This is a genomic window from Haladaptatus sp. CMAA 1909 (assembly GCF_043952005.1).
In the GTDB taxonomy this organism is placed as follows: domain Archaea; phylum Halobacteriota; class Halobacteria; order Halobacteriales; family Haladaptataceae; genus Haladaptatus.
Map to the genome: position 1 here is coordinate 57,731 of NZ_JBIOAV010000005.1, position 23,302 is coordinate 81,032.

Annotated in this window: 19 protein-coding genes, 1 tRNA gene and 3 pseudogenes; 6 read left to right on the plus strand and 17 right to left on the minus strand. The window is 51.8% G+C overall.

What is annotated here, in order from left to right:
* Positions 1-738: 738 nt before the first annotated feature.
* Positions 739-1,218 (plus strand): winged helix-turn-helix domain-containing protein, encoded by a 480-nt coding sequence (locus ACGYLY_RS26355; protein WP_395285777.1) that lies wholly within the window; start codon positions 739-741, stop codon positions 1,216-1,218.
* A gap of 15 nt (positions 1,219-1,233) precedes the next feature.
* Here the strand turns inward: ACGYLY_RS26355 and ACGYLY_RS26360 are convergent, their stop codons facing one another.
* Positions 1,234-2,211: a hypothetical protein gene (locus ACGYLY_RS26360; protein ID WP_395285776.1), complete on the minus strand. Its 978-nt coding sequence runs from the start codon at positions 2,209-2,211 to the stop codon at positions 1,234-1,236.
* Between the two features lie 45 nt (positions 2,212-2,256).
* Entirely contained in the window at positions 2,257-3,624 is a 1,368-nt protein-coding gene (locus ACGYLY_RS26365) for a TraM recognition domain-containing protein (protein ID WP_395285775.1), read from the minus strand.
* Positions 3,625-3,860: 236 nt separating this feature from the next.
* Here ACGYLY_RS26365 and ACGYLY_RS26370 point away from each other — a divergent pair, with 236 nt between their 5' ends.
* Both ACGYLY_RS26370 and ACGYLY_RS26375 read left to right on the plus strand, forming a co-directional pair.
* Positions 3,861-4,082 (plus strand): winged helix-turn-helix transcriptional regulator, encoded by a 222-nt coding sequence (locus ACGYLY_RS26370; protein ID WP_395291304.1) that lies wholly within the window; start codon positions 3,861-3,863, stop codon positions 4,080-4,082.
* A gap of 4 nt (positions 4,083-4,086) precedes the next feature.
* Positions 4,087-4,374: a hypothetical protein gene (locus ACGYLY_RS26375; protein WP_395285773.1), complete on the plus strand. Its 288-nt coding sequence runs from the start codon at positions 4,087-4,089 to the stop codon at positions 4,372-4,374.
* A 12-nt stretch (positions 4,375-4,386) separates the two neighbouring features.
* Here the strand turns inward: ACGYLY_RS26375 and ACGYLY_RS26380 are convergent, their stop codons facing one another.
* The 3 genes and pseudogenes from ACGYLY_RS26380 to ACGYLY_RS26390 all read right to left on the minus strand — a co-directional run bounded on the left by ACGYLY_RS26380 (position 4,387) and on the right by ACGYLY_RS26390 (position 6,769).
* A complete protein-coding gene (locus tag ACGYLY_RS26380; protein WP_395285772.1) occupies positions 4,387-4,542 on the minus strand; it encodes a hypothetical protein in 156 nt (51 codons plus the stop codon).
* Positions 4,539-5,753 (minus strand): hypothetical protein, encoded by a 1,215-nt coding sequence (locus ACGYLY_RS26385; protein ID WP_395285771.1) that lies wholly within the window; start codon positions 5,751-5,753, stop codon positions 4,539-4,541. The genes ACGYLY_RS26380 and ACGYLY_RS26385 overlap by 4 nt, the downstream gene beginning before the upstream one ends.
* Positions 5,754-6,059: 306 nt before the next feature.
* Positions 6,060-6,769 (minus strand): annotated as a pseudogene (locus ACGYLY_RS26390) (phosphoglycerol geranylgeranyltransferase).
* Between the two features lie 372 nt (positions 6,770-7,141).
* On the opposite strand from ACGYLY_RS26390, the gene ACGYLY_RS26395 reads away from it, so the two are divergent.
* A complete protein-coding gene (locus ACGYLY_RS26395; protein WP_395285770.1) occupies positions 7,142-7,510 on the plus strand; it encodes a helix-turn-helix transcriptional regulator in 369 nt (122 codons plus the stop codon).
* A gap of 191 nt (positions 7,511-7,701) precedes the next feature.
* Here the strand turns inward: ACGYLY_RS26395 and ACGYLY_RS26400 are convergent, their stop codons facing one another.
* The 4 genes and pseudogenes from ACGYLY_RS26400 to ACGYLY_RS26415 form a co-directional block, all read right to left on the minus strand.
* Complete coding sequence (locus ACGYLY_RS26400) at positions 7,702-8,889, minus strand: iron-containing alcohol dehydrogenase family protein (RefSeq protein WP_395285769.1); 1,188 nt, start codon at positions 8,887-8,889, stop codon at positions 7,702-7,704.
* Between the two features lie 200 nt (positions 8,890-9,089).
* Complete coding sequence (locus ACGYLY_RS26405) at positions 9,090-9,776, minus strand: MlrC C-terminal domain-containing protein (RefSeq protein WP_395291308.1); 687 nt, start codon at positions 9,774-9,776, stop codon at positions 9,090-9,092.
* A pseudogene (locus ACGYLY_RS26410) lies at positions 9,759-10,570 on the minus strand (M81 family metallopeptidase); the annotation flags it as partial. The gene ACGYLY_RS26405 and the pseudogene ACGYLY_RS26410, both read right to left, overlap by 18 nt.
* A gap of 2 nt (positions 10,571-10,572) precedes the next feature.
* Positions 10,573-12,024, minus strand: a complete 1,452-nt coding sequence (locus ACGYLY_RS26415) for an aldehyde dehydrogenase family protein (protein WP_395291305.1) — start codon at positions 12,022-12,024, stop codon at positions 10,573-10,575.
* A 656-nt stretch (positions 12,025-12,680) separates the two neighbouring features.
* Between ACGYLY_RS26415 and ACGYLY_RS26420 the strand changes: the two genes are divergently transcribed.
* On the plus strand, positions 12,681-13,265 hold the full coding sequence (locus tag ACGYLY_RS26420) for a helix-turn-helix domain-containing protein (protein WP_395285767.1): 585 nt from the start codon (positions 12,681-12,683) through the stop codon (positions 13,263-13,265).
* Here ACGYLY_RS26420 and ACGYLY_RS26425 read toward each other — a convergent pair.
* The 6 genes and pseudogenes from ACGYLY_RS26425 to ACGYLY_RS26450 all read right to left on the minus strand — a co-directional run bounded on the left by ACGYLY_RS26425 (position 13,262) and on the right by ACGYLY_RS26450 (position 19,574).
* Positions 13,262-14,593 (minus strand): glutamine synthetase family protein, encoded by a 1,332-nt coding sequence (locus ACGYLY_RS26425; protein ID WP_395285766.1) that lies wholly within the window; start codon positions 14,591-14,593, stop codon positions 13,262-13,264. The genes ACGYLY_RS26420 and ACGYLY_RS26425 overlap by 4 nt on opposite strands.
* A gap of 262 nt (positions 14,594-14,855) precedes the next feature.
* Positions 14,856-16,397 (minus strand): amino acid permease, encoded by a 1,542-nt coding sequence (locus tag ACGYLY_RS26430; RefSeq protein WP_395285765.1) that lies wholly within the window; start codon positions 16,395-16,397, stop codon positions 14,856-14,858.
* Positions 16,398-16,698: 301 nt separating this feature from the next.
* Positions 16,699-16,968 carry a metal-dependent hydrolase gene (locus ACGYLY_RS26435; protein ID WP_395285764.1) on the minus strand — a complete coding sequence of 90 codons (270 nt, stop codon included), beginning with the start codon at positions 16,966-16,968 and terminating at the stop codon, positions 16,699-16,701.
* 68 nt (positions 16,969-17,036) lie between these two features.
* Positions 17,037-18,278 (minus strand): Cdc6/Cdc18 family protein, encoded by a 1,242-nt coding sequence (locus tag ACGYLY_RS26440; protein WP_231188432.1) that lies wholly within the window; start codon positions 18,276-18,278, stop codon positions 17,037-17,039.
* An 809-nt stretch (positions 18,279-19,087) separates the two neighbouring features.
* A pseudogene (locus ACGYLY_RS26445) lies at positions 19,088-19,378 on the minus strand (TATA-box-binding protein).
* 137 nt (positions 19,379-19,515) lie between these two features.
* Positions 19,516-19,574 (minus strand) — tRNA-OTHER (locus ACGYLY_RS26450).
* An 876-nt stretch (positions 19,575-20,450) separates the two neighbouring features.
* Between ACGYLY_RS26450 and tbsP the strand changes: the two genes are divergently transcribed.
* Positions 20,451-21,245, plus strand: coding sequence for a transcriptional regulator TbsP (gene tbsP, locus ACGYLY_RS26455; protein WP_395285763.1), 795 nt, complete (start codon positions 20,451-20,453; stop codon positions 21,243-21,245).
* A gap of 405 nt (positions 21,246-21,650) precedes the next feature.
* Here tbsP and ACGYLY_RS26460 read toward each other — a convergent pair whose 3' ends face one another.
* Both ACGYLY_RS26460 and ACGYLY_RS26465 read right to left on the minus strand, forming a co-directional pair.
* The gene (locus ACGYLY_RS26460) at positions 21,651-22,130 is read right to left on the minus strand and encodes an acyl-CoA dehydrogenase (RefSeq protein WP_395285762.1); all 480 of its coding nucleotides are present in this window, start codon (positions 22,128-22,130) and stop codon (positions 21,651-21,653) included.
* On the minus strand, positions 22,127-23,125 hold the full coding sequence (locus ACGYLY_RS26465) for a ParA family protein (RefSeq protein WP_395285761.1): 999 nt from the start codon (positions 23,123-23,125) through the stop codon (positions 22,127-22,129). The genes ACGYLY_RS26460 and ACGYLY_RS26465 overlap by 4 nt, the downstream gene beginning before the upstream one ends.
* Positions 23,126-23,302 lie beyond the last annotated feature (177 nt).

Genomic DNA, 23,302 nt, shown 5'->3' on the forward strand with positions numbered 1-23,302 from the left:
GTTCCTCGTCGTACTGTGCATCTCTCGTTTTCAGCCACCCTTCTCGCTCCCGCTACACTGTCCGTGTTTGGCTCACTCTCATTGACTGTCCCTGGTTCTCAGTGTGGCTGTCCCTCTACCTTCTGTTGTCAGCACCACCTTTGGGAAGCTAGGTCGCTCGGAGTTTCGGTCTTCTATTCGCACTTCCGGACTGTCCCATCCCGCGTTGGTCTCTGTTCTTCGGTTGCTGTTTTCGCATAGGGACTGTCGTTCTGTTCTCGCCCTGGTCCGTCGTGGTTTGTCTCTAGTGGACTGTCCTTGGTCTCGCTGTGATGCCTGTCGTTGCGTCGCTCTTGGTGGACTGTCCGGGGTGCTTCTCCATGGTGCTTCCGTCGCTTTTCGTCACATCATTTGGATACTGCTGGACGCTTTCTGGGGTGCCCATTTTCTCGCCCATTATGGGGTGCTGTCTTCACTTTGTCTCGGGGTGCCTGCCTGTCGCGCTTCATCTGACTCTTCTATCTCTGCTGGTTGATAATTTCGGGGTGCCACTACCTATGTCACAGCTGGTTTCCGCTCTTGCTCTCGGCAGAGTTTCTTCTGCTGTTCATCTATGTGTATCTTCTGTTAGTTTCTCGTAGGCCTGGTTTCCCTCTATTTCTTCGCCCCCCTTGTTTGGTAGGTGCTTTACCGTCGGAGTGATGTAGTCACGCCATATAGGGGGCTATATTTATGGCCTCACAGGGAAAATAACGCCTCATGAGCAATAGTTCAATCACTGAGATTTCAGATGGAACGGTGCCTACCTTCGAGGAGATGCAAGACCGCCTCGGTCATCCCCGCCGCAACATCCTCCAAGTATTATTGTCCGCTGATAATACTGCAGTGAACACCTCAGAACTACGGGAACACGCTGGCATTCCAACTGGCAGCATGACCCACCACATGGATCTACTGGAACGGTGGGAGTTAGTCGAAGAAATTGATCGGGTTCACATCGGCCAAGGATCACGGGCGATCGTGTGGCAGTTGACGGAACGGGGTGAGCAGTTCTGCGAGGACGGGTTGGAACTCGCCGCCAGAGATCTCGCCCATCCTAATGATGTGGAAGTGCTCTGGGAACGGATCGAAGAGCTCGAGGAAGAAGTTGAGACGCTACGCACCAAGCACGACAACGATATTGAGGACCTGCGTACACGGACCAAGAAGGTAATTCAGAAACTCAAAGAGAATTTGTAGTCCGCAAGCAGCCACTTAGAGGAACTCCGCCGCTTCGTCAATCACGTCCTCTCTCGCATCATCGACCTGCTGTTCCTCCGTTTGTATGGGCGTCTCATGAGTAGTGTTTAGCTCTGCGTTGGCTGTCACAGAATCTTCTTCGTCTACTGTATGCTTGATGAGGTTCGGGAGGTGAATGTTCGACGCGCCTTCCCGATAGAGCATGATGTCCATCGGTGTCGTCGTTTCTGGCGGAACCACAACCACGTCCCACTCGACGGTACTGAGGTCACCATCCATCTCGTACTCGGGGATGACCGGCGGCTTGATATTCTTCGTGCCACCGTCGGGGTACGCACTGGCATCGGTAAAGATGGCCGCCGCCGACGTGAATCGGGCATGTACTTCCCCCTTTCCATCTCGAAGTTCGTACTTATCTGTCTGCTTGTCATGCACCCAGACGTTTTCGCGTCCACCGGGGCGTGTCATCGTTTCGCCGTCAATTGTCAGCGTCTGCGTGCCCGTATAGAACCGACGCTCGTCCGTCACACTATGGTTGCTTCGGCAGCAGAACGGCTCGTGGGCAACCGTATCGTACACCTTCTCAGCCACCTCCTCGCGGGCAAAGAACAAGCACCGATTCCCGTCGTTGTATGCTTGTGCAAGATTCTTTACCGTCTGCGACGGTTGCGTACTGCCGGTCGTATGTTCGCTTTCGATATAGGCGTCATTCGTCCCGGCAAGGCGATTCAAGAGCGGGTGGTCCTCCCGGTAGCTGTTGACCGTATCCGCCACCGTCTCCGGGTCGTCGTCCGGCTCAACCATTAGTACGTCATCCAGCCGGGCAAGACCGTCGGGCATGGCTTCTCCAGTCTGCTCAGGAATCTCGAAGACAAATCCGAGTTGGGTCATTGGGATGTAGGCATCGGCCATCGGTGCCCAATGCTCGGCCTTTCCGTCGTTCTCCGAATCACCGATATTCAGGAATCCGGTATCAAGCGGCTTCACTTCCATCTCGTCCTCAACCTCGCGATGATCAAGGTGCGTATCGGGGACTCGCTACAAGACTTTGCGCCATGCTTTCCCGGCGTCAGTCACGTCGTCGCCGGGTAGATACCGATTCAACCGCTCAACACACGCCGCGATTTTCACCCACCCACCAGGATCCCCCTTCCGAATGCTCTCGTCGTAGACCGCTTTGAGCGTCTGATTCCGTAAGTGCTCGTCTGTTCCGACCGGGAGGTCTGCCGGATCGTCTGCCGTAGTGCCCTCGTTCAATTCGCCATACGGCAGTTCACGCTGAATTTCCGCGTCGGTAATCGGCGGACTGCCATACTGCTCAAGACTTCGGTGAATCACGTTCTCGGCCTCCGCTTCCGAGCGAAGCGGTGGATATGGTGCAAAGGTGTGAATCTTGAGCGGATCAGAGTACTGCATGCCGCCCTTGATCGGGATTCGCGTCCACACCTGGAAGTTTTCCGTCTCCATCAAATCCTCCTCGTTGTATCCCTTGAACAATTTCGCAACGGGTCGGGCGTCTTCGTCGTTCGGGAGGCGGAAGATCACCGGATTGTTGCAGTTCGCTTTGACAGCACTCAACACACCCGCTTCCTTGAGCTGCTCAGGATACTGGCAGACAATCGTCACCGAAAGACGCATCGAGCGGGCCCGTGCGAGCATGTTTTTGACGTCGAGATTCTGACTTGCGATGGCGTCGAACTCGTCGAAAATCGCGAAGAACGGCTCGTTCTCACCGTCCTCGAACGACCGATTCTGGACGGCACTCCAAATCGGGCGCATCACGCCAAGGGTGATCATCTGTTTAACGTCCTGATTCGACACGGGCGTGCGAACAATCACAATCTTGTTATCGTCGATGATCTTCTGAAAGTCGATCGAGCTCTCACGCTGGGCGATAATCCGGCGAATGACACCGTTCTCGACCCAGTTTTTCACCCGCGACAGGAGGGGACGAACAGCGTCATCGTCCATCTGAGCGATCTCGTTCACGAACTCCTTGATGTACGGATCTTCGACTTCCTCGGCGAACTGTTCGCGACGTTCCTGATTCAGAAGGACGAAATAGAAATCGATCACCGAGTAGTCTTTGTCCGATTTCATCATTGCTCGGCCCATGCTCTCGGTGATCGCCCGCATGCGCGGTCCCCAATAGTCGTCGTTATCGAGAATCGCTTTCAGGTTCTCGAGGCGATCCTCGATTTCCCGCTCTTGTTCGACCTGGTTATCTGTCTCGGGGATTTCGAGGAAGTTGATGCCGATGTCTCGCTCAAAGTCTTCGTCACCGGGTTCAATCCAAATCACGTCGTCGAGGCGGTTTTCTGGCAGCAGCTGGAGGAGTTCTTTCGAGTCGCGTGCCTTCGGGTCGAAGTAGACGAAGCCGTGGCCAGCGTACGCTAACTGTACCATCCAGTTCAGCAGTTCTGTCGTCTTCCCCGCACCAGTTGTTCCACAGACCCAGTTATGCTGGAAGAGTGAGCCGAACTCAATCGGTACTTGTGCTCACTCTCACATCTAGAGGGCTAGATAAATACCTTACGCACACACTGAGATGCCGTCTACTACCGGATACAGTCAGTGTGTCCGTAATCTATTTATGTCATATCCTAGGGCTGTACTACATGCTCCCACACAGTTCTGATCGAATGGTCTCTCTCACCGATGTCGATAAGGAGATTCTCGAAATACTCCGAGGTGGGCGAGCGACACAATCGTACATCGTCGACAAGACAGGCCGCTCGCGCCAATACGTCCACAATCGGCTCGGAATACTCACTGCTGCCGGATATCTCGAGAATATTCATCGAAAAACGGCCTTATACGAGTTAGTCGGCGATCCGCTTGCTGACGAGGAAAATGGAGGATAAGACGATGCGAATACCACCGTTGTCGATCGAAGCGCCGAACGAAACTGCACGAGATACCCTCCGCCGTCATTTCGCGATACTCATCGGCCTTGGGAAAATCGTTCTCGTCGGTATCATCATCCAGATTGTCGACCTTGGAACAACGGGCGTGATCGCGATGTACGTGCTCGGTTTAGAGGGAGCGAACGCTGGCTGGCTGGTGATTCTCTCGTGGTTCATCGCTGCGTACTTGATCAAACTCTACGGGCGGAGTATCTTCCCAGTGAATGCCGACCAATTCACTCGAATCTGAACCGCAGAATCCTCACGCGATTTGTTCCCCATCGAGAAACACGTTTGTGAGTGTCGCTCCACCGTTCCGAATGACTTGCGTCTTTGTCGCATCCCACCCAGGTGTGTTGATCACGAGGTCTTCGACAGTTGCCTGACCGACACCATCGTCGACGACGAGCGCTGTCATCGGGGTATCTTGATGGTCACCTCCACATTTTTGACCAGGGCTTTCTCGACAGCGTGAATCACCGTGAGCGACCATCCAGTCGGGTTTTTCTGAACGATTTTCGTATTCGAGACGGTGCATGTGCCGTCGTCGATGCGAATCGGGCGCTGCTCGTAGTAGAACTCATCACCAAACGAGCGATCAGTCACGACCACGCAATTGTGAATCCGTGAGCCATCACCACCGATGCGGATATTCGATGCTTGACTGTTTGCCGCGACACAGTTCACCACGTCGACCGTCCCATCGCCTGCTCCAGGATGGCCACCCTTGACGTAGATGCCGTTGTCTGGCCAGCCACCAAATAGCGAGTTCTCGACACGGAGATAACCCTGTGTCGCCGGATGCATTGTGATTCCCGACGTCGCCCATGACCGGCCAGCATACGGGCCACCATCGTAGGTGTCGCGAGTGTTGATCGTCTTCTGGTAGGTGAGACCACCAAACCGGAAATCGACGTTGTTCACGTGGGCTCGTGCTTCTTCCGTGGCAGGATTTACTCGAAGTGGCCCTTGACACCCGAGCGAATGCATTCCGACTTGGCGAAGCGAGCGAATTTCGGATGTTCCCGCCGTGTGGTGATTCAACACCTGCATCCCCTGGTTCTTCCCACGCCAATCGAGTGTGAACCCACCGAACACGAATTTGCCCTGATGCGGATCGTCAGGAATTCCGATTTTGAAGTGCTGGGCGGGACCGTGGAACTCGCCCTCCGAGACGTCGAAGCCTTTGATCGCGTCGACGCGGCCGTGAACGAGCGTTGCGTTCTGGCCGATGACCCCGATGTTTCGAAGCCCAACGCGGCGAACCTGACTGTTCAACTTGTAGCGTCCTGGGGGGAAGTAGAGCAGTGTGTCACTCCCGATTTCATGCTGGATAACGGGAGAGACATCTTCCTCACCGGTTGGATCTGCACCTGCCTTCGCCATATTCACGACATTTTGGAACTCTCCACGCCACTGCTTGGGGTCGATCGCACGAAAGTGACCGCTCGTTGTGTTCGTGCTGTTATTCGTCGGTCCTGCTGGTGGGACACTTCCACCGCTCGTGCTAGCCGGGAGGAGACAGCCAGCGAGCGCCGTCACTCCCGCACTTGCACCAGTTGCGAGAAACGCGCGTCTGTGTGTCGAGACGTCACTGGAGTCTTGCGTACTGCTCTCACGATCGTGCATCGGGTTCACCTCGTGAGCGCCCAGTGCTGGGTGTTTATACGAACAAGCAATCCGTTGTACTGCTCTAAATCGTCTTGAGTGCGGTTCATATCTAGAAAAATAATACTGTTTATGACTAGATAGTATTTATGGACAATCTAGAAAACCAATATAGAAGTAAAAAAAGAGACACAGGTCACTCGAAACGGCAGCCGTAAAGCCCGCCTAGAAAATTGGCAGGTTAGTATTATATACTAACATAGAAGCGACCACTTGCAGATTCACACTCGATCTTCTCAACCACTTCTTGGATCTTAGGGTAGACGATTATGACTCGTGATGCGCATCCTTCGCGCCACGAACAGTTCCTCGACTGCCTCGATACCTGCGTCGTGAAGTACATCACCGACAACAACTGTGTCAGCGACACTCGCCATCTCGTAGGCCGAGTCGTAGTCGTGAATCCCGCCTCCATAGAAGAGCTGCGCTGATGAGAGTGCATCTCGTGTGGCAGCGACAACAGCTGGATCACCAAGCACGCCGGAATACTCGAGATAAACGATCTGCTGGCCGAGGATCTGTTCGGCGAGTTCAGCATAAGCAACGACGTCATCCGTATCAAGGTCACAATCCGCTTGCGTGTACGTGGCGACTGCCGACGCGGGATTTAGGACGATATACGCTTCTGGATGCACGTAGTCCCACTCAAGATCCGAAGAGCGAACCCATTCGTGGTGTGCTCCTGTGATCAACAGTGGGTCATCGGCATTCAGAACGATCGGCAGCAAATAGCCAGAGAGTCCCTCGATATGGGATGACGACGGGTGGTAGGTCGGTTCGACTAAGATGGGAATCTCGGTAGACGCGAGTGCATCGAGAATCGGTTGCACGCGTGCTTCTGTGACGTTCGTAGTTCCCCCGATGATGATTGCATCCGTTCCTGTGTTAGCGATGTCAGCGTAGGTATCCCCGCCGTGGAGTGCTTTATCCGGGTCGACCTTCGTGACGTGCTTCCACTGCGCCCACACAGCCACCATAGCTCACTGTAATGCGATGACACGCAAACCACTTTCTTTCCGCAAAAATTGATCCACTTATGTTCACCATCTTAGCTCTCTGAGATATCCGTGCTTCACTCCCCGTTGTCGAAATGGAAGTCGTGTGTATCAGTTTGTTCAGGATTCTCCCCTGTTAGAAGTATTAGTCTCTATGAATATCAATTGGATTCCACAAAGCACTGTGAGGCAATTCCGACTCACCCCGAAGGTTTTCTCGGGGGATCAAAGCAACCAATACGCTTCTCTTCTCTCAAATAGAGTGTGTTGAGCACCAACTCTTCTACTCAGCTAGCACCATTTTGCTGTCGTAGTAATAGTAGATTTTAAGTATTGATGATTAGTCACTCCAGTATGACTAATTCAAAATCCGACCAGGACAATAGTGCTGCCACTGACGAGAACGAATCCGCTCATGATTTTGCATCGTATAATCTCCCGACCGACCTCACTGCCTTTCAGGCACACCTTTTGTGTCTTATCTACCGCTTAGGGCCCGCTGAGGGTGTCGATCTGCAGAAGGCGTTGGAAGATATCTATCCTGAGCCGATCAATCACGGTCGATTATATCCTGGCCTCGATCGACTCGTGGAGAAAGGGTTGATCTCGAAGCAGACGAAAGAAAGCGATAAGCGACGCAATGCGTATGCGACTGTCGGGAGGGGGGATTGGGCGGTCGAAGAGTATCACCGATTCATGCACGATATTGTGACGCCGGAGTAGTCATCAAAATGGACCTTGGTTCAGGGCCGCTAAGGAGACAGTTTGGCAGAAAATTGTACAACTGAGTGTCATTATCAATGCGGCTGCAGCACGCAAATCAACTCACGATCGAATACTGATAGTCAAGCCAGAACCCTGATTGTCAGCAGCTTCGAAGTGTACTGTTTATCCGATCTACGTTAGTTACAGGTTCAGAGGCGGGATTCATACTCGAATTCACCGTTGAACGCCCGTTCAAGGATGCTTTCCATATCGTCCTGATCCGTAATACGTGGATTGCCAGTGAGACTTCCGTCATTGAGTGCTTGCTCGGCTAGTTTTGGAATCGCTTCGCGCTCTGCCGCCGTGGCGTCTAACGTCTCGGGAATTCGAACCGAGTTGCCGAGTTCACGTACTGCGCGAACAGCCTTGTAGGCCTCCAATTGCGTCTGGCGGTCGATGGACTCACCGAGAGCCTCGGCAATAGTGCAGAACTCCTCGGGAACCTGTGGCAGGTTGTATTCCATTACGTACGGAAGAAGGATCGCATTGACCAATCCGTGCGGGACACCGAACTGGCCGCCGACTTGATGAGAGAGTGCATGCACCGCACCTAGCCCAGCACCGTTGAACGCCATACCTGCCTGCATGCTCGCTCTCGCCATCGCCGTTAGTGCGGCTGGATCGCCATTACGATACTCAACGGCACGAGGAAGATTCTCGCCGACCTTTTCGATCGAGTCGAGCGCGAGTGCAGAGGTCTGACTTTGCGCCTTAATTGAGACGTATGCTTCGATTGCATGTGTCAACACGTCCATCCCGGTCGCGGCTTTCACCGGCGGTGGAGCGCTCGCTGTCAGATCTGGGTCGATGAGTGCAAGGTCTGCGAGAAGTTTCACGTCCCCAATCTCTTCTTTGATGTTGGTCTCGGAATCCTTCACGATACACCAATGGCCAACCTCACTCCCAGTTCCGGATGTTGTCGGAATGTAGATACTCGGTGGGGGTGCCTTGTGGACATTTCCGCTGCCCTTGAAATCGAGAATATGACCGTCATTTGCTACGACGATCGACATGGCTTTCGCAGTGTCCAGCGATGATCCTCCACCGATCCCAATGACGAGATCTGCGTTAGCGTCGTCGTAAGCGTCCGCTGCCTCGTGAACGACTGTATCTGTCGGATCGGGTCGAACGCCGTCGAAGATCGCATACTCCTTTCCGGCCGACTCGATCGAATTGAGGACGGGATCGAGGACACCTGCTTCGCGAACACCCTTGTCGGTCACAAGGAGTGTTCGTTCCGCGTCGAGCTGTTCAACATATGCGCCAACCTCGTCTGATGCTCCACGTCCGAACACTACCCTGTTCGGCACGTTCCATTCGGTCAATCCTTGGTTCATTGTTATTGCTTTGTTTTCCGTGATTATCGCGAGTGCATGACCGTCACTGGGTTCCGAGTTCCGGCTCTATGTGAGATAGTACCAGTATTTAATCCATACCTGTTACGCCCCACACCTATGAGTGTTTAAGTGATGTCCTCCCGGACGGAATTAGCGGATCCCCCCCATGTAAAAGGAGAACGAAAGCAATGATAGCTCACCTAAGCGTCCTCGTCGAGTGGGTACAACGGACGTGGGATATGATCGTACTCAAAGCGAGACAGATCCGGCGAACAAAGCCCGGGTGCGGCCACCTCGCGAATCGTCTCAACTAGTGGTTCGAAACCGGCACGGTAGTGAACCGTGCTCTTGAGGACGATCATATTCACCCGCTCTAGTTGGAGGTCGTGTGCTCGGAACACTTCCGGATCATATGGCTGCTGTCGGTGCGACCCGACGATAATCTCGACACCATCGCACTCGAGAACGACCGTCTGACCAAACGTGACCTCGAGACCCGTCGACATCGGCCCTTTGTTCCGATACGTCCCATCAGAGATGTTCTGGACGGTGGCTTCTACTTCGATAGGATTGCCGTTGTCTTCGATGTGACCACCCAACTCGACAGTGACTCGTTCGCCGACACTCGCTTCGACCACCGCATCGACTACCGTCGGGTCGATAAGTGTCGCAACTACAACATCCCCGACCTTTGCATCGAGCAGTGCTTCGAGGAGGACTGTTCCATCTTGTGCGCTCCCGCCCCCCGGATTGTCTGCGATGTCGGCAAGAAGTAGCGGTTGGTCGTGATCTTCGTCCGCCCATACCGAGGCTTCGGCCGCCGCATCCTCGACAGTACTATACGACCGATCGAACTCGTGGCGTCGCTCATACGCCGACGTGGCCAGCTGTGTGCACGTCTCGCGCGTTTCCTCGATGTGTTCCGCATCAGAGACGCCGACGACGCTGAATCCTGCTTCTGGAACGTCGGCGTACGCGAACCCACCGAAAACCGAGATATTCGGAATATGGTCGTCTTCAGCATCGATCGCGTCAGTGAGGAGAGATTGCATTGGCTCAATCTCAGTTCGTAAAGGGGGGAGGGGTGGAAGGAGTGGTGCCCGCTCTACGACAACTCGTGGATCTATCTCGCCATCGAACGTCGATGCAAGCACTCGAGCCGCCTCCTCGCCAGTCTCGCCAATATCGACATGTGGGTAGGTATCGTAGCCGAACAACCCGTCAGCGTTCGCAGCCATCCGTTCGGTGACGTTCGCGTGAAGGTCGAGGGTTGCCAAGATGGGAATGTCTCCCGCAACCTTACGAACGCGCTCCAGAATTGAACCGTCACCATCTCGTTCATTCTCACTCACCATTGCACCGTGAAGTCCAAGCAAGACGCCATCCGGATTGGATCGCTCGATGTCGTCGACGAGCTGCGTGAGGAATGAATCGAGTGCCTCGGTAGTCACGATCCCGCCGGGCGTCGCGTTCCCGCCACGGTGGAAACGACGTCCCACGCGTGGTCGTCGGCGACTCGGATAAAACCGCCAATGTCAGTATTTGTTTCTCGAAATTCGGGGATGATATCGTCGCCGAAGAACAGCGAGGTATTTACAAATGCTTCATAATCGGTGGTGAGCGACGAGAACGTGTTCGTCTCGTGTTTGATTCGACCGATGACCACCGTCTTCGTCGACATCGTCAGAATGTATCCTCCATCTCGTCGTGTTCGATGACGACGCTATCTACTGTCGTGAACGCCTCGACACCCTCGTAGCCACCTTCCCGTCCGAGACCGCTCTCCTTATTTCCTCCCCAGGGGCTCTGAGGCATCGACACGGGGAACGTGTTGATCGTGACGAGACCGTGATCAAGTAGATCGGCAATGCGAGTCGCATGCAATCCGTCAGTCCAGATGGACGCTGCCAGCGCATACGGCGAGTTATTTGCTATCTCAACGGCTTCAGTGATAGACTCAACGCTCAGTATTGAGAGCACAGGACCAAATATCTCTTCGCACGCGATTTGCATGGTCGGTGTGACGTCGTCGAACACGGTCGGTTCGACAAAGTGACCATCCTGTAGATTTGGATTATCTGGGATATCGCCGCCAGTCCGAAGGGTTGCTCCCTCCTCTTGAGCCGTTTCGACGTAACCGAGGATATCATCCTGCGCTTGTGCCGAAATAACTGGCCCCATATCAGTTGCCGAGTCGAATCCAGAACCGAGGGTGATCCGTTCTGCTTTCTCGACCACTAGGTCAGTGAACTCTTTTTTCACGTCCTCATGGACAAGGGCACGTGAGGTGGCGACGCAGTTCTGTCCGGCATTCGAGAAAATTCCCTGTGCGACACCACGTGCTGCGTTTTCAATGTCGGTATCAGGGAGGACGATCGCCGGTGCCTTCCCTCCGAGCTCAAGGTCGACCGGCGTGATATTCGCTGCCGCCGCCTCCAGCACCTGCTGGCCGACTCTGGTCGAGCCAGTAAAGGTGATCGCATCAACACTAGGGTGGTCGCTCAGGGTTGCTCCGATCTCACTCCCTGACCCAGGGACGATGTTCACGACACCAGCGGGAAACTCCTCGACAAGGAACTTCCCGTACCACATCGTGGATAGTGGTGCCTGGCTCGGCGGTTTCGCAATGACTGTGTTCCCCGTCACAAGCGCGGCCGCAATCCCCCGTGACCCGAGGAGGAGTGGGTAGTTCCATGGGATGATGTGCGCCGTGACGCCGTACGGGACACGTTTCGTGTAGTTGAAGCGGTTCGTCGGTGTGGGAACAGTGTCTCCCCGAATTTTGTCCGCGATGCCCGCATAAAAGCGGAATTGCTGGGCAGTCTCCAGAACCTCACCCTTCGCCGTCGCGAGACATTTTCCAGTCTCTGCGACGAGGAGTTCGCTGAGTTCGTCCTGATTCGCTTCGATACGCTCTGCGACGGTGAGCAGCGCTCGTTCCCGCCGGTTGGGACTGCTTTCTGCCCACTTCTTCTGTGCGTCCGCCGCCGCCTCAACTGCGTCGATCGCATCCGTGCGTGTCCCGATTGAGACAGTACCGACGGTTTCACCCGTGGCAGGGTTTTCAACGCTGGATTCCTCCCCGTCTCTGGGCTCACCCGCGATTTGCATATCAAATGAGTGCATGTCACTCATATTCCCCGTATTCCGCCTAAGCGTTACTCGGTTGATGTGGGATTGTTTATAACCGTTAAACGGTGCCTGAAGCTTGCCACACTAATGGTGCTAATGAGATCACCATACTTGGCGATGCGATCATGTCAAAAGACGCTGCTCCGATGCTCTTTATTTCTCTTAGCTCTCGATAGTGATCTCGAATACACTCGTTGGGGTCGCTACTCAGGACTGACTGGATCTGCAAAAAATGCAGTAAGAAATTGCCAGACGCCAATGTGAACCGCCTTGGAGCGTGGACCCTGAGGGACCCACTCTACTCCGCCTATAGGTTCCGACCGAAAGACGAGCAGTAACGAGTCCCCGACAAGTCCGTACTGATTTGCATAACATGCGAGGACGTGTAGCATGAGGAAACCCTCGATGGCGTATGCGATCATCTGGACAATTGAATAGTTTGATTCCAACTACACGTATGTTCAACCGATTAGGGCATACTGATCCAGAGGTATATAGTGTTCAAACGGAATCTAGTCTGATTGTGATGATACAAAATGATCGAGTATTCATTTCGGATTGAACACAAAGGTTGCTGGACCGAGGGAATCAATGATGATTTCCCAAACTTACAGGCATCGATAATCTACTCCTATCTTATTCGGAAAACGAGTATTACAATGATCGAGGTAACACAAGTTGAGGAAGATGAGATCGACAACATCGTTGACTGGCTTCAAAACCACCCGATCATGAACACGAGTCGGTTGGTCAGTTATACGAAAGCCAGCAACCGAGCTATCATCTGTCTAGAAGGAGACTATGACGTAGATACGGAGCCTGTCCTGAACGTGTTGCTTCGGAATAGTTGCTTTCCAACGATTCCGGCGACAGTTGCCCATGGCCGCGAACACTGGGACGTTCTTTCTCCAACGCATCAGCATGTGAGTCAAGCCCATGAGGAACTACAGCAACTGGGCACTGTGGACATAGACTCGCTCTACTCGACCGGCTTTGAACAGATGTTTACGGGTTTGCTCGAAGTCAAGAAGGCCATCCAAGATCTCTCTTCCCGGCAACGTGAGGTGCTCTCGCTCGCGATTGAAGAGGGGTATTACGATTCGCCTCGATCATGTAACCTCGAAGATCTCGCCAAACTGGACCCCACGAGCGTCTCAACGGTCGGCGAGCACCTTCGACTTTCTGAGTCAAAAATCCTGAAAGCGATCGAACCAATGCTCGACCAACCTACTGAGGATGTCTAGAACTCGTCCAGATATTCGTCGTGCTCCCATTCAGACACATAGTTCATCGAGCGGTTGAACTCATCACGCTTGAGTTGTATGAATTCCTCGACGAGCGTCGAACCGAGCGCATCTGCGATGACCTTGTCGTCTTCGAGATGGTCGAGTGCCTCCCAGAGTGTACGGGGGAGACTCTCGTACTCCTCCTCGTATGCGTTTCTGATTGTCGGTTCTCCCGGATCAATTTCATTTCGGATGCCGTCTAGTCCGGCGGCGTACGAGGCCGCAATACCGAGATAAGGATTGCACGCCGAGTCTGGAACCCTGTGTTCGATGCGTGTCGCCGATCCGAGTTCAGGCGGTAGGCGAAGTACCGTCGAGCGGTTGTCGGGCCCCCACGCGATATTGACCGGTGCCCAGATACCGGGAAGGAGCCGTTTGTACGAGTTGACTGTTGGCGCACAGATAGCCGTTAGCGCCTTCATATGCTCCAGAAGTCCGCCAACGAAGTATCGTCCCGTCTCGGAGAGCCCAGACTTACCCGATGGATGTGTTCCTGCGGGGAACTTGATATCGTCAGTATTGCTCTCGAATTTGTTTTCCGATCTGTCGTGGTTCCAGAGACTGAGATGGAAATGCATCCCGTTGGCGTCTTCATCCGAGTGGGGGCGAGGCATGAGCGACGCCTTGTGATCGTGCTGTCGCGAGACGGACTTAATCATATGCCGGAGGAACATGATGGTATCCGCCGTCGTTAGGGCGTCATCATACTCGATGTTAATCTCGTACTGCCCTGGTTGAGACTCCTGGTGAACACCAAGGATGTTAGTTCCTGCCGCTTCCATTGCTTTCGTCCAATCCCGGATGAGCTCCGACCCCATATCGAGGGCATCAAGATCGTAGGAGCAACGGTCGTTAAATGGGACCCATCCACCCTCATCATCGGGGCTTAGGAGTGAGAACTCGGTCTCGACGCCGACGCATGCCCTGTATCCTTCCGATTCGAGGTCATCGAGAACGCTCCGTAATGCGCTCCGACTGCAGAGGTCGAAACGTGACCCGTCGACGTTGGTTAGTTCAGCAAAGACAGCAGCTGTATCATCGGCCCATTTCACTGGCGTCACTGAGTCGATGTCAGGCATGGCCATCATATCACCGGCTTCGGAACCGTATTTTGGATCGTTAAGAAGGCCGGGTTCGAGGGTCATTTCCGCAATCCCGTTTGCGAACCCGACCCCCTCTTCGGTTGCGTGTGCGGCCTCATCACCAGGCAAGGTAATGCCGCGGGCGACACCATTGAGGTCTGTCCAGACCAAGCGGACCGTTTCGTACTCTGAAAGGGAGGTCATTGAGACAATGTGACAAGGTGGGTTGGGAAGATAGTAGTTTACCCCCAAACATACGATTTATTAATAGTAAATTCAGATCTAGCACGCTTCAACGGGACCACACCAGGATGTGGTGCAACTCCCTCGTTTTGCAAGAAGCTATCCATAGCGGTGTCCTTTCGAAGATAAAAAATCACCTGAGCTGGCAACCAGAATAGCTCAACCACGTGCTGAATCTCCTTATGAGAATTTAGGAGGCTTCCCCCGCAGATAGTTAATCCGATTAGGGATCGCCACCAAGATCGCTATCAGCAGGGCTACTAGCAGTGCTACCAGAGTCACCACCAGCGTCGGTCGCATCGCTACTCCTTGTCTTTGCGCGATGGGCCAAGGCGATATCCTCCTCCGGCGAGCGAACCATTCGATGGCGACCTATTACGATGAAGTAGATGATACCGCCCACAAACCAGAGGGCAGCCCCGTAAACACCAAGCCGATAATCCGGGTTCAAAAAGAGGGCTACTAGGGTAACAACCGCAATGATGAGTCCGACGACCCCGCCGAATACACCTAGTGGTGCTTTATACGGTCGTTTAAGGTCCGGGTGATCGTTCCGCAATTTGAGAAACGCTAGGCACTGCATGACGTACGAGATCACAGCACCGAACACCGCCATGTTCAGCAGCATCGCTCCCACAGGACTGTCGCTCGGCACAAGCCAAATCACCACCGCCGCAGCGTAGCCTACCAGAGCGCCGACGATCAAAGCTATGTGCGGCGTCTTACGATCATCGTGAGTCGGAGACAGCCAACGTGGGAAGTAACCCGCTCGAGAAAGCGAGTAGATGTTCCGCCCGTACGCGTAAATGATAGCATGGAAACTCGCCACCAGACCGGCCACGGCGATCAGAGAGAGCAACGCTGGGCCTGTGCTCCCTGGGAAAATGGTTTTGAACGCAAGGAACAGTGGGTTGTCAGCCTGGCCCACCTCTGCAGCACCAGGTGGGATACCAGCGCTGAGGAACAACGTCAAAAACGCTGTGACCAGCAGTGTTCCGATACCCAGCATTGTGGCCTTGGGAAGATCTTCTTCGGGATTTTTTGCCTCTTCTGCCGCTAGTGGCAGTTCTTCGATTGCGAGGAAAAACCAAATCGCGAACGGCAAAGCCATGAAGATGCCCTTGATGCCGCGAGGCAAGATCTCACTTTGGCCTGGATCAGCGGGTACAGTCATTGCCAACTCAAGATTAAAGTGTGGAATTGCACCAATAAAGAAGACGGATAAGATGCCCAACGCGACGAAAGTGATGAAAACCGTGAACCAGAAGCTTTCCTTAACTCCCCACACGTTGAGGCCCACGAAGATGGCGTAGAATATCGCCCACCAGATTGGATCGGGCATCCCAAAGCTGAATAGTGCCTGCGTTACGGAGTTCATATAGCCAGAGATTCCGACTACGATGACGGCTGGAGTGATGACGTATTCCATGTTCTCGGCTAGACCAGTAATAAAACCGCCCCATGGGCCCAAAGCCGTGCGCCCGAACGAGTAGGCACCACCGGTGTGAGGCAGCGCTGGCGACATTTCTGCGATGGAGGAAGCGAGGCCTAAGTACATGACGGCGACTACAATCGTAGCAATCAGGAGGCCTACGAACCCACCGGCCGTGAGACCGAAGTTCCAGCCGAAGAAATCACCTGAAATGACGGCGCCAACACCAAGGGCCCATAAACCCAGGATCCCTACCTCCCGACTCAACTCACGGTCTTCAAAATAGCTATCATCAACGTCGTTGTATGTGACCCCTTCTTGCTTCTTTGGCATTGTTCCAGTCTATATCTCTTTTTTTCGAAGCATCATGATTGCGTCTCACATATGGGATTGTTTAACAAGGATCACTCTAAAGAATTATAGCATTGGTTTTTGATGGCGGGTAATACCAGTGTGGTTCGTACGGGGATGCGCATGCGACTAACGGACGGGGTGATAGGGCGGTTGAAGAGTATCACCGACTCATGCACGATATTGTGACGCCAAAGTAGCTATCAAAACATCTCTAACTGCTCGTCCTCTCTCTCTCGGCCTCATCACCGTCTATGATGGGACGTGATTCAAGTTGATTCTCTTACGGGAACGCTCCTGCGAACGGAGAGAGTACGATAATGACTGTCCCCATCGCGAGCACGCCAAGTAACAAGAAGACAGTGTTCGCGAGTGTGCTCGCCGCACGAAGGCATGACAGTGAGATCCGTCGCCGAGAGAACGGGAGGAACGGCTGGATACCACTGACCGTAATGATGTCGCCGGCAAGATGGACATAGATCCCGAGAATACCGATGACAAACCCGAGTCCGGCGAGTGTTCCAAGAGTGAATGCAGCAAGTTGCTCAGTCACGATTGTAATTTCTCTGGGAAGACACAAAGATGAAAATAAAACCACCCAACGGGAGGGTGTATGGGGTACTAATCATCAACTGAAGATAGAAAGTCGCGAATGCGAGAATCTTGTTCGAGAACGGATTTGACGATGTCTGGCTCCTCGAGGAGACGGTGCTTAGCGTGAACCCCCTGTCCACGTCCGCGGCCCCGGCGCTCTGATTGAATCACGTTCAAGAAATCGTGTTCTTTGAGGATCTCTTGAGTGCGACGTTCGGAGAGCATGTCGAGACCAGTACCACGTGCGATGTTCTGATAGCGACGATAGATTTCCTTGGTAGAGAACTCATCTGCTTGCTTGGACTCGGTGAGGTTAGTAAGTGCTAACAGAATTGTTTTCGCTTGCGTCGGAGCACCAGCAATCAGCTCTGCGAACCGATCGGCTTCGGTCTTTTTCTTCGCCTGACGAACGTGTTCATCAGTCACGGGCACAGTATCTGATTGAGTGGCAATACGGCCAGCATTTCGAAGAATATCGATTGCCTTGCGGGCATCGCCATGTTCTTGGGCTGCAAGAGCAGCGGTTAATGGAATAACGTCCCCCTCGAGGACGTCTTCACGAAATGCATCACGACGATTCTCAAGAATGTCGACAAGTTGGGTTGCATCATAGGCGGGAAAAACTAGCTCATCGCGTGCAAAACTGGATTTGACGCGTTCACCGAGTTCGTCAGCAAAATTGATCTTATTAGAAATGCCAACGATGCCGATATTCGAATTGGAAATTTGCTGATTTTCGCCAGCTCGAGATAGCTTTCGAAGGACTTCATCGTCTTCAAGAAGATCGATTTCATCGAGAATGAGAATCGCAACGTCACAGCAAGTATCGAGAACGTTCCAGAGACGACGATAGTAATCACCGGTTGCAAGCCCTCGTTCGGGAATTGTGATATTGCTTTGTGCAGGTTCGTTGATTTCACGCCCGATCGTCTTGACGACACCTGCTTCGGTATTTTGCTCACCGCAATCGACGTAAGCAGCTTTCACCGTAATGTCGTCTCGCTGAGCTTCGTTGATAACGCGTTCGGTCACACTTCGCGAAATCAGACTCTTGCCCGTACCTGTTTCACCAAAGATGAGAAGATGAGTCGGTTCACGTCCAAATATTGCAGGGTTGAGCGCTTCTGCAACTTGTTTCATATGCTTATCTCGACCAACGATCCGATCCGATCCTGGAATATGCTTGATTTTCAACAACTCTTCCCGAGCAAACACGGGGTCATCATATCGGAAGAGTGGGTCGCGGTCGTCTGATTCATCGGAAACCATGCGATTGACTACTACATATTCTTCATCCGTAATAAAGGGCGGGGGAGTCGCGGATGTAAGTCGGCGAGAATCACAGGTTCTAGCGGGGATTGATAGTGGTTTATGTTTTTTCTAGGGATTGGGTGGTATCGCGGATGAAACATCGAATAGCAGCCTTTCATCCCGTTGTCGGACACCCCTATCGCGTGTGTAAATACAAAGTAGACCAGCCACAAAAGACTCAACACGTGTAATAGAGAATTACTCGTGACCACAGGACGAGCGAAAACACACACACCACCATCGCGGATGTAACGGATTCATCGAAAGAGAAGAGAAGGCGTTTAACCTCCACAATATCCACATGGGGTTCATCTTCGAACATCAAAGTTGTCGGAATAGTCGACAACTTATAGATGTCGGATTAACACAATGAACTATACGAGACCGGATCATAAATAAGTTTGTGATAAGATTTAGATAACGTTAGAATATCTAACCGATGGGAGGTCATCGAGGATTACATTCGCGATGGTGGTGTCTCTCTCGTGTAGAACGACCGACCCATCACTTTCACAGTTACATCCGCGATGGTGGTGTGTGTGCCGACTGTAGGAGTACTCACGACTGGGAATCAAACTGTATCAGCATTTGGTCTTCACGTGACGACGAGGTACTGTGGAAATTCCAAAGCTCATGAGTCCATGACAATACTCAGAACAAACAAGTTCAGATGTGCTTGGCTGATGAACAATTCTTGAACGTTTGTACTCACTCTCGCCCTTCTTACCTTCTACATTCCCGAACTCGGAGGCTCGAACAAGTGTAAGCTACGTGCTCAGAAATCCCAGTCTCGCAAGCCGCGTTTTGACCTGCTCGAAACCAGTCTGATTTTCAGTTTCCGTTTTAGCGCCAGTAATGATGAGCCTTCCACTAGTGAACAGGAGTACGACAAGTGATATCTCTTCGCGTCAGTATACGAGCCCTGGAAATTGATCGGGATTGTATGTTCCACCAGTGAGATCAGCACCGAAACGAGCAACATCGAGTTCTTGATCAATCTCGGAAGTGGCGATGATATTTTCAGTGGTGATTTGTGCCGCTGCTGAACGGGATTTCATCGAATAACTATTACGCTCATTGATAATGATTCAATTGGCATATGGCTAGCATTGAACTGTGATAGTTCCGTTATTCGGCATGCAAGTATTACTAATAGCCTTCCTCAAGATGTCTCCTATTACAGTATCGCTTCGAGTGCGAGGGATGGGATTTGAACCCATGGACGCGCCGTTGGCCTAGCTTAGCAACCCTCGCGTCAATCAATTTTGCATAATTGTCTACCTTGACTTTATTGATTGACAATCACTCTCCGATACCGGTTTACATGAGTGATAGGTCATCTGGGACAACTTTTAAGGGAACGTAGACACGTATTCTAGTTCCATCTACTATCTCGAAGAATTAGCATAGAGCATGGGTCGCTTCTATTAGTCAAATTATGACGTAGAGATAAAGTTTAATGGCTCTTGTTACATGCTATCGTATACTATGATTAGTAGTGCCGAAGATCAAATAGAAATGCTTCAACGACATCTCGAGATATTCCAACATGTACTCACCTCCGAACCGATTGGTATCGTCAAACTTTCAAAGAAATCCGGCCATCCAAAACACAAAGTACGGTATTCGTTACGGATATTGGAGGACACGGATCTAATTATTCCGACAAACGACGGTGCGACAACGACTGATGAGAAATCCAAATTCGTCACGGAAACGAATAGCCGAATCGAGGAGCTAAAAAACCGATTTAGGGCAATGAAGATCGAAGAATAAGCGTTTTTATGGCAGTTTGATATGATTCTACTCTTGCGGCATTTTCCGGGATTAGTATAGTATACTAACCACTGATATCGGAGAATCACATTGCTTCGGAGAAGGTCACGAAGTTCTAACCAGCACATATCACTAAGTTCATTGTTTCTAACAACCCGAAATAACTAGAGAAATGAATGTATGAATACTTGGCAACCCGGTGAAGAAGTTCATCGCCCCAAAAAACCAAGAACAGATGCTAACAAATTTCAACATTGTTCTACTGAAATAGTCTCTTCCTTCCGCTGGTTTTAGCTTATGCCTATAATTGACAATGTGAACAAAACAAAGGATGTGTAGATAATCCATTGGGGTATGTCTACAGAAGTAGCCAGATTTGATCAGGAACTTGACGAGACTGTCCAAGCGCTTTTCGAAGAAACAGACTCTGTTCTAATTGTGAATCCGCCATCGGCGATGTTTCGAACGATCATAAAGATCGCAACATCGTTCGATGATGATCGTCCCGACTTGCAGGTGCTTGCGACATCGGAAGTATTGAAATCATCAACGGAGGACTTCATCCTTGCAAGTCAGGTAGCTGATTTGGTCGAACAAGACTTACTGGAACTCCGCACTGCAACTGACCTTGCACGCAGTTCTCTGCTTGTTAGTGATAATAAGATAGTGACGGTGATCTCATTGGATAATGAACTAACAGGTCTCCAATCAGCGGATGAAGAGTTAGTGGAGAACACCCAATCCGCGTTTTTCGACGCTTGGGAAGGAGGCGATTCATTCAGCTTGCGAACACCACCGCTTTCGCGTGTCCGTGAAACATTGAGAGAAGAGTTCGGAGATGAGGTCGAGAACGATTTCATGATGGTACTCGATTCTGTTGACACTGTTCCTGGCGAAGAAGATGAATTCGATGAAATCGCGATAGCGCTGTTGGTCGGCGCGAACAATGAAATACTGTTCTATGATATCAGCAAGTGGGGCGAAGACAGTGGTGTGGCAAGTAAAGCGACATTTTCCCGAATCAAAACTCGACTGGTAGATCGTGGTCTCATCGAGACGGAAATAGTACCGATCGATGTTGGCCGTCCACGGCTCCGGTTGCTCTTAGTTCCGGATGACTTAGAGGATGTTGAGCGTCTAACCGTGTGAAGGACGACGTATCGTAATTAGAATTGCTGATACCGATCCAGTCCTGATCTTAAAAAAGTCCCCTAATTAAATGACAAATTTGAGATGGTAAGAAGGGACATCAGTAGAATCGTGTACGTTAAACAGGTCATTAACCAAGTAGTTGGTCCTCTCAGTATGAACAGTACCCGTCGTCGGTATGCTTCTGACACAAGGTACACCGAGGAAACGTGGCTCCACCGGCGCCGAAGGCTCTGGGCTGAGCTGGCCTCTCAGCAATCAATCGATCACGCCTTCCACGAAAGTTCCAATTTGTGGATCTACTGTTTCAATCATCTGGTTTCTCCTACTAGGACCTTTCAGACAAGATAATGGAATTAGGGTTCCGCAGCAGTCACGGGTTACGAGCTATGGCGGAAACACTTCTTACTGAAATACACCATACCCCTCTTCTCGTAGTAGGTCGGCCACCTTTTCGGGATTTTGAAATGCAAATAAAAGTGCGGCCTCTCGTGCGTCTGTTTTAGCTACCTCATCAACATCCAGTTCTTTGGCGAGCCTATTTCGGAACGTTGGCTCGTCATTAGTCACTGCGTCTCGTACATGTAGCTCGAGCCGCTTGTCTCTTTCATCACCAATGTTACTTCGACGAATGTAGTAGGGGTATTCCTCTGATGGCGTATTCGTGACCAGCTCTGAATTTGATTGGCTGTTCTCAGTCTGTGTAGCTTCTTGCGATTGTTCGTGTCTGTTATCTACTGTTTCTTTTGGCGTCTCTTCTTTTTTCGACGTTTCCTGGTCGTCTATTTGGATCTCGGTGTCGTTTTGATCTTCACTTTCGTTTGCCTCCTCATCGTTGCTCCCGAAGTCCAGATTTCCAGAGCCTGATTTAAAGGAATTCGTCATACCTCGCTCACCTCGATTTCTTCCTGATCACGAAGATCAATTGTCCGAGTACCCCGTCCGTCGAAATCCAGCTCAAGTACCGGATCGACATCCATTCCAAATGTATCTGTTGCAACAAACACTGCGAGTTGGTAGAGATCGACGAGGGTTTCCACCTCCCGATCTCGAACTTTTCGGATACCGGGTTTACTACTACCACCTTCGCTGCCATCGTCCATCGTTTTCCACCCCTCCTCGACAACCTTGAAAGCCGAACCACGCGCCTCCCACATGTCGTCCATCATGCTTTCACGATCACCGATCACGACTGGTGTATCGAATGCATCACTGTTCTCGAAATAGCGTAGATATTGTTTGTGAGCGTTTGTTCGACGAACCCCCGATGGAACAACGCACGACAGGCCGATCTCGATATCGAGATTCCTCTGCATATTTACGACGAGCTCCTCTAGTCCGTCGAGGCTCAAACTGCCTTTCCCGGCTGGCTTAACGGGCGCGATGAGTGTACGCAACGCATATATCGCATTGTACAGTAGGTCTTCAGCTCGAGCGTTAGGATCAATGAGTATAGCGTCATACGATTCATTCAGGTTCTCTTTCTCCCATAGTAGCCGGTACAAGAGCTCGTATCGGGGGTAATCCTCCTTATTGATGTTCTTCATCCCACTTTCATAGGAAATCTTCTGCTCAAGATTCGAAGTGAAATCTCCCAGCATGTCGTGGCTTGGAACGACATCCACACCTTCGTCACTCGTTTCGATGAGATCCTCAAACGGTCCGTCTGGCATCTCGAGAATATGCTTGACGATGTTGTCTGCCTCGGGATCATTGCGGCTCTCACCGAGGTCGAACAGGCTCGTAAGATTTCCTTCCTGTGGATCCAGGTCGATAACTAATACATCTAGTCCCATCCGAACCAGTGGGACGGCTAGATTCGCCGTGAGCGTTGTTTTGTACGTCCCTCCAGACTCCGAATATACGACCGAGGTTATCATCTTGGTTCTCTGTTCTGCGCCTCTATTACATAAATCTACGTCAGACAATCGTGCCAGATGTCTCTGCCGCATGTCTGTACTGATTGTCTGTAACGACTTTCTGTCCTGTGTATCTGTACTGAAGGTATGTAATGGTTGTCTGTAACAGAGATATGTTCTGGAAAACTGTATGCTACC

Excerpts from the sequence above, each read along its gene's own strand:
- tbsP (WP_395285763.1), top strand. The coding sequence starts at position 20,451 with ATGTCTACAGAAGTAGCCAGATTTGATCAGGAACTTGACGAGACTGTC.
- ACGYLY_RS26460 (WP_395285762.1), bottom strand. The coding sequence starts at position 22,130 with ATGACGAATTCCTTTAAATCAGGCTCTGGAAATCTGGACTTCGGGAGC.
- ACGYLY_RS26375 (WP_395285773.1), top strand. The coding sequence starts at position 4,087 with ATGCGAATACCACCGTTGTCGATCGAAGCGCCGAACGAAACTGCACGA.
- ACGYLY_RS26360 (WP_395285776.1), bottom strand. The coding sequence starts at position 2,211 with ATGGAAGTGAAGCCGCTTGATACCGGATTCCTGAATATCGGTGATTCG.
- ACGYLY_RS26370 (WP_395291304.1), top strand. The coding sequence starts at position 3,861 with ATGGTCTCTCTCACCGATGTCGATAAGGAGATTCTCGAAATACTCCGA.
- ACGYLY_RS26400 (WP_395285769.1), bottom strand. The coding sequence starts at position 8,889 with ATGAACCAAGGATTGACCGAATGGAACGTGCCGAACAGGGTAGTGTTC.
- ACGYLY_RS26465 (WP_395285761.1), bottom strand. The coding sequence starts at position 23,125 with ATGATAACCTCGGTCGTATATTCGGAGTCTGGAGGGACGTACAAAACA.
- ACGYLY_RS26430 (WP_395285765.1), bottom strand. The coding sequence starts at position 16,397 with ATGCCAAAGAAGCAAGAAGGGGTCACATACAACGACGTTGATGATAGC.
- ACGYLY_RS26380 (WP_395285772.1), bottom strand. The coding sequence starts at position 4,542 with ATGACAGCGCTCGTCGTCGACGATGGTGTCGGTCAGGCAACTGTCGAA.
- ACGYLY_RS26365 (WP_395285775.1), bottom strand. The coding sequence starts at position 3,624 with ATGGTACAGTTAGCGTACGCTGGCCACGGCTTCGTCTACTTCGACCCG.
- ACGYLY_RS26395 (WP_395285770.1), top strand. The coding sequence starts at position 7,142 with ATGACTAATTCAAAATCCGACCAGGACAATAGTGCTGCCACTGACGAG.
- ACGYLY_RS26440 (WP_231188432.1), bottom strand. The coding sequence starts at position 18,278 with ATGGTTTCCGATGAATCAGACGACCGCGACCCACTCTTCCGATATGAT.
- ACGYLY_RS26385 (WP_395285771.1), bottom strand. The coding sequence starts at position 5,753 with ATGCACGATCGTGAGAGCAGTACGCAAGACTCCAGTGACGTCTCGACA.
- ACGYLY_RS26415 (WP_395291305.1), bottom strand. The coding sequence starts at position 12,024 with ATGAGTGACATGCACTCATTTGATATGCAAATCGCGGGTGAGCCCAGA.
- ACGYLY_RS26420 (WP_395285767.1), top strand. The coding sequence starts at position 12,681 with ATGATCGAGGTAACACAAGTTGAGGAAGATGAGATCGACAACATCGTT.
- ACGYLY_RS26355 (WP_395285777.1), top strand. The coding sequence starts at position 739 with ATGAGCAATAGTTCAATCACTGAGATTTCAGATGGAACGGTGCCTACC.
- ACGYLY_RS26425 (WP_395285766.1), bottom strand. The coding sequence starts at position 14,593 with ATGACCTCCCTTTCAGAGTACGAAACGGTCCGCTTGGTCTGGACAGAC.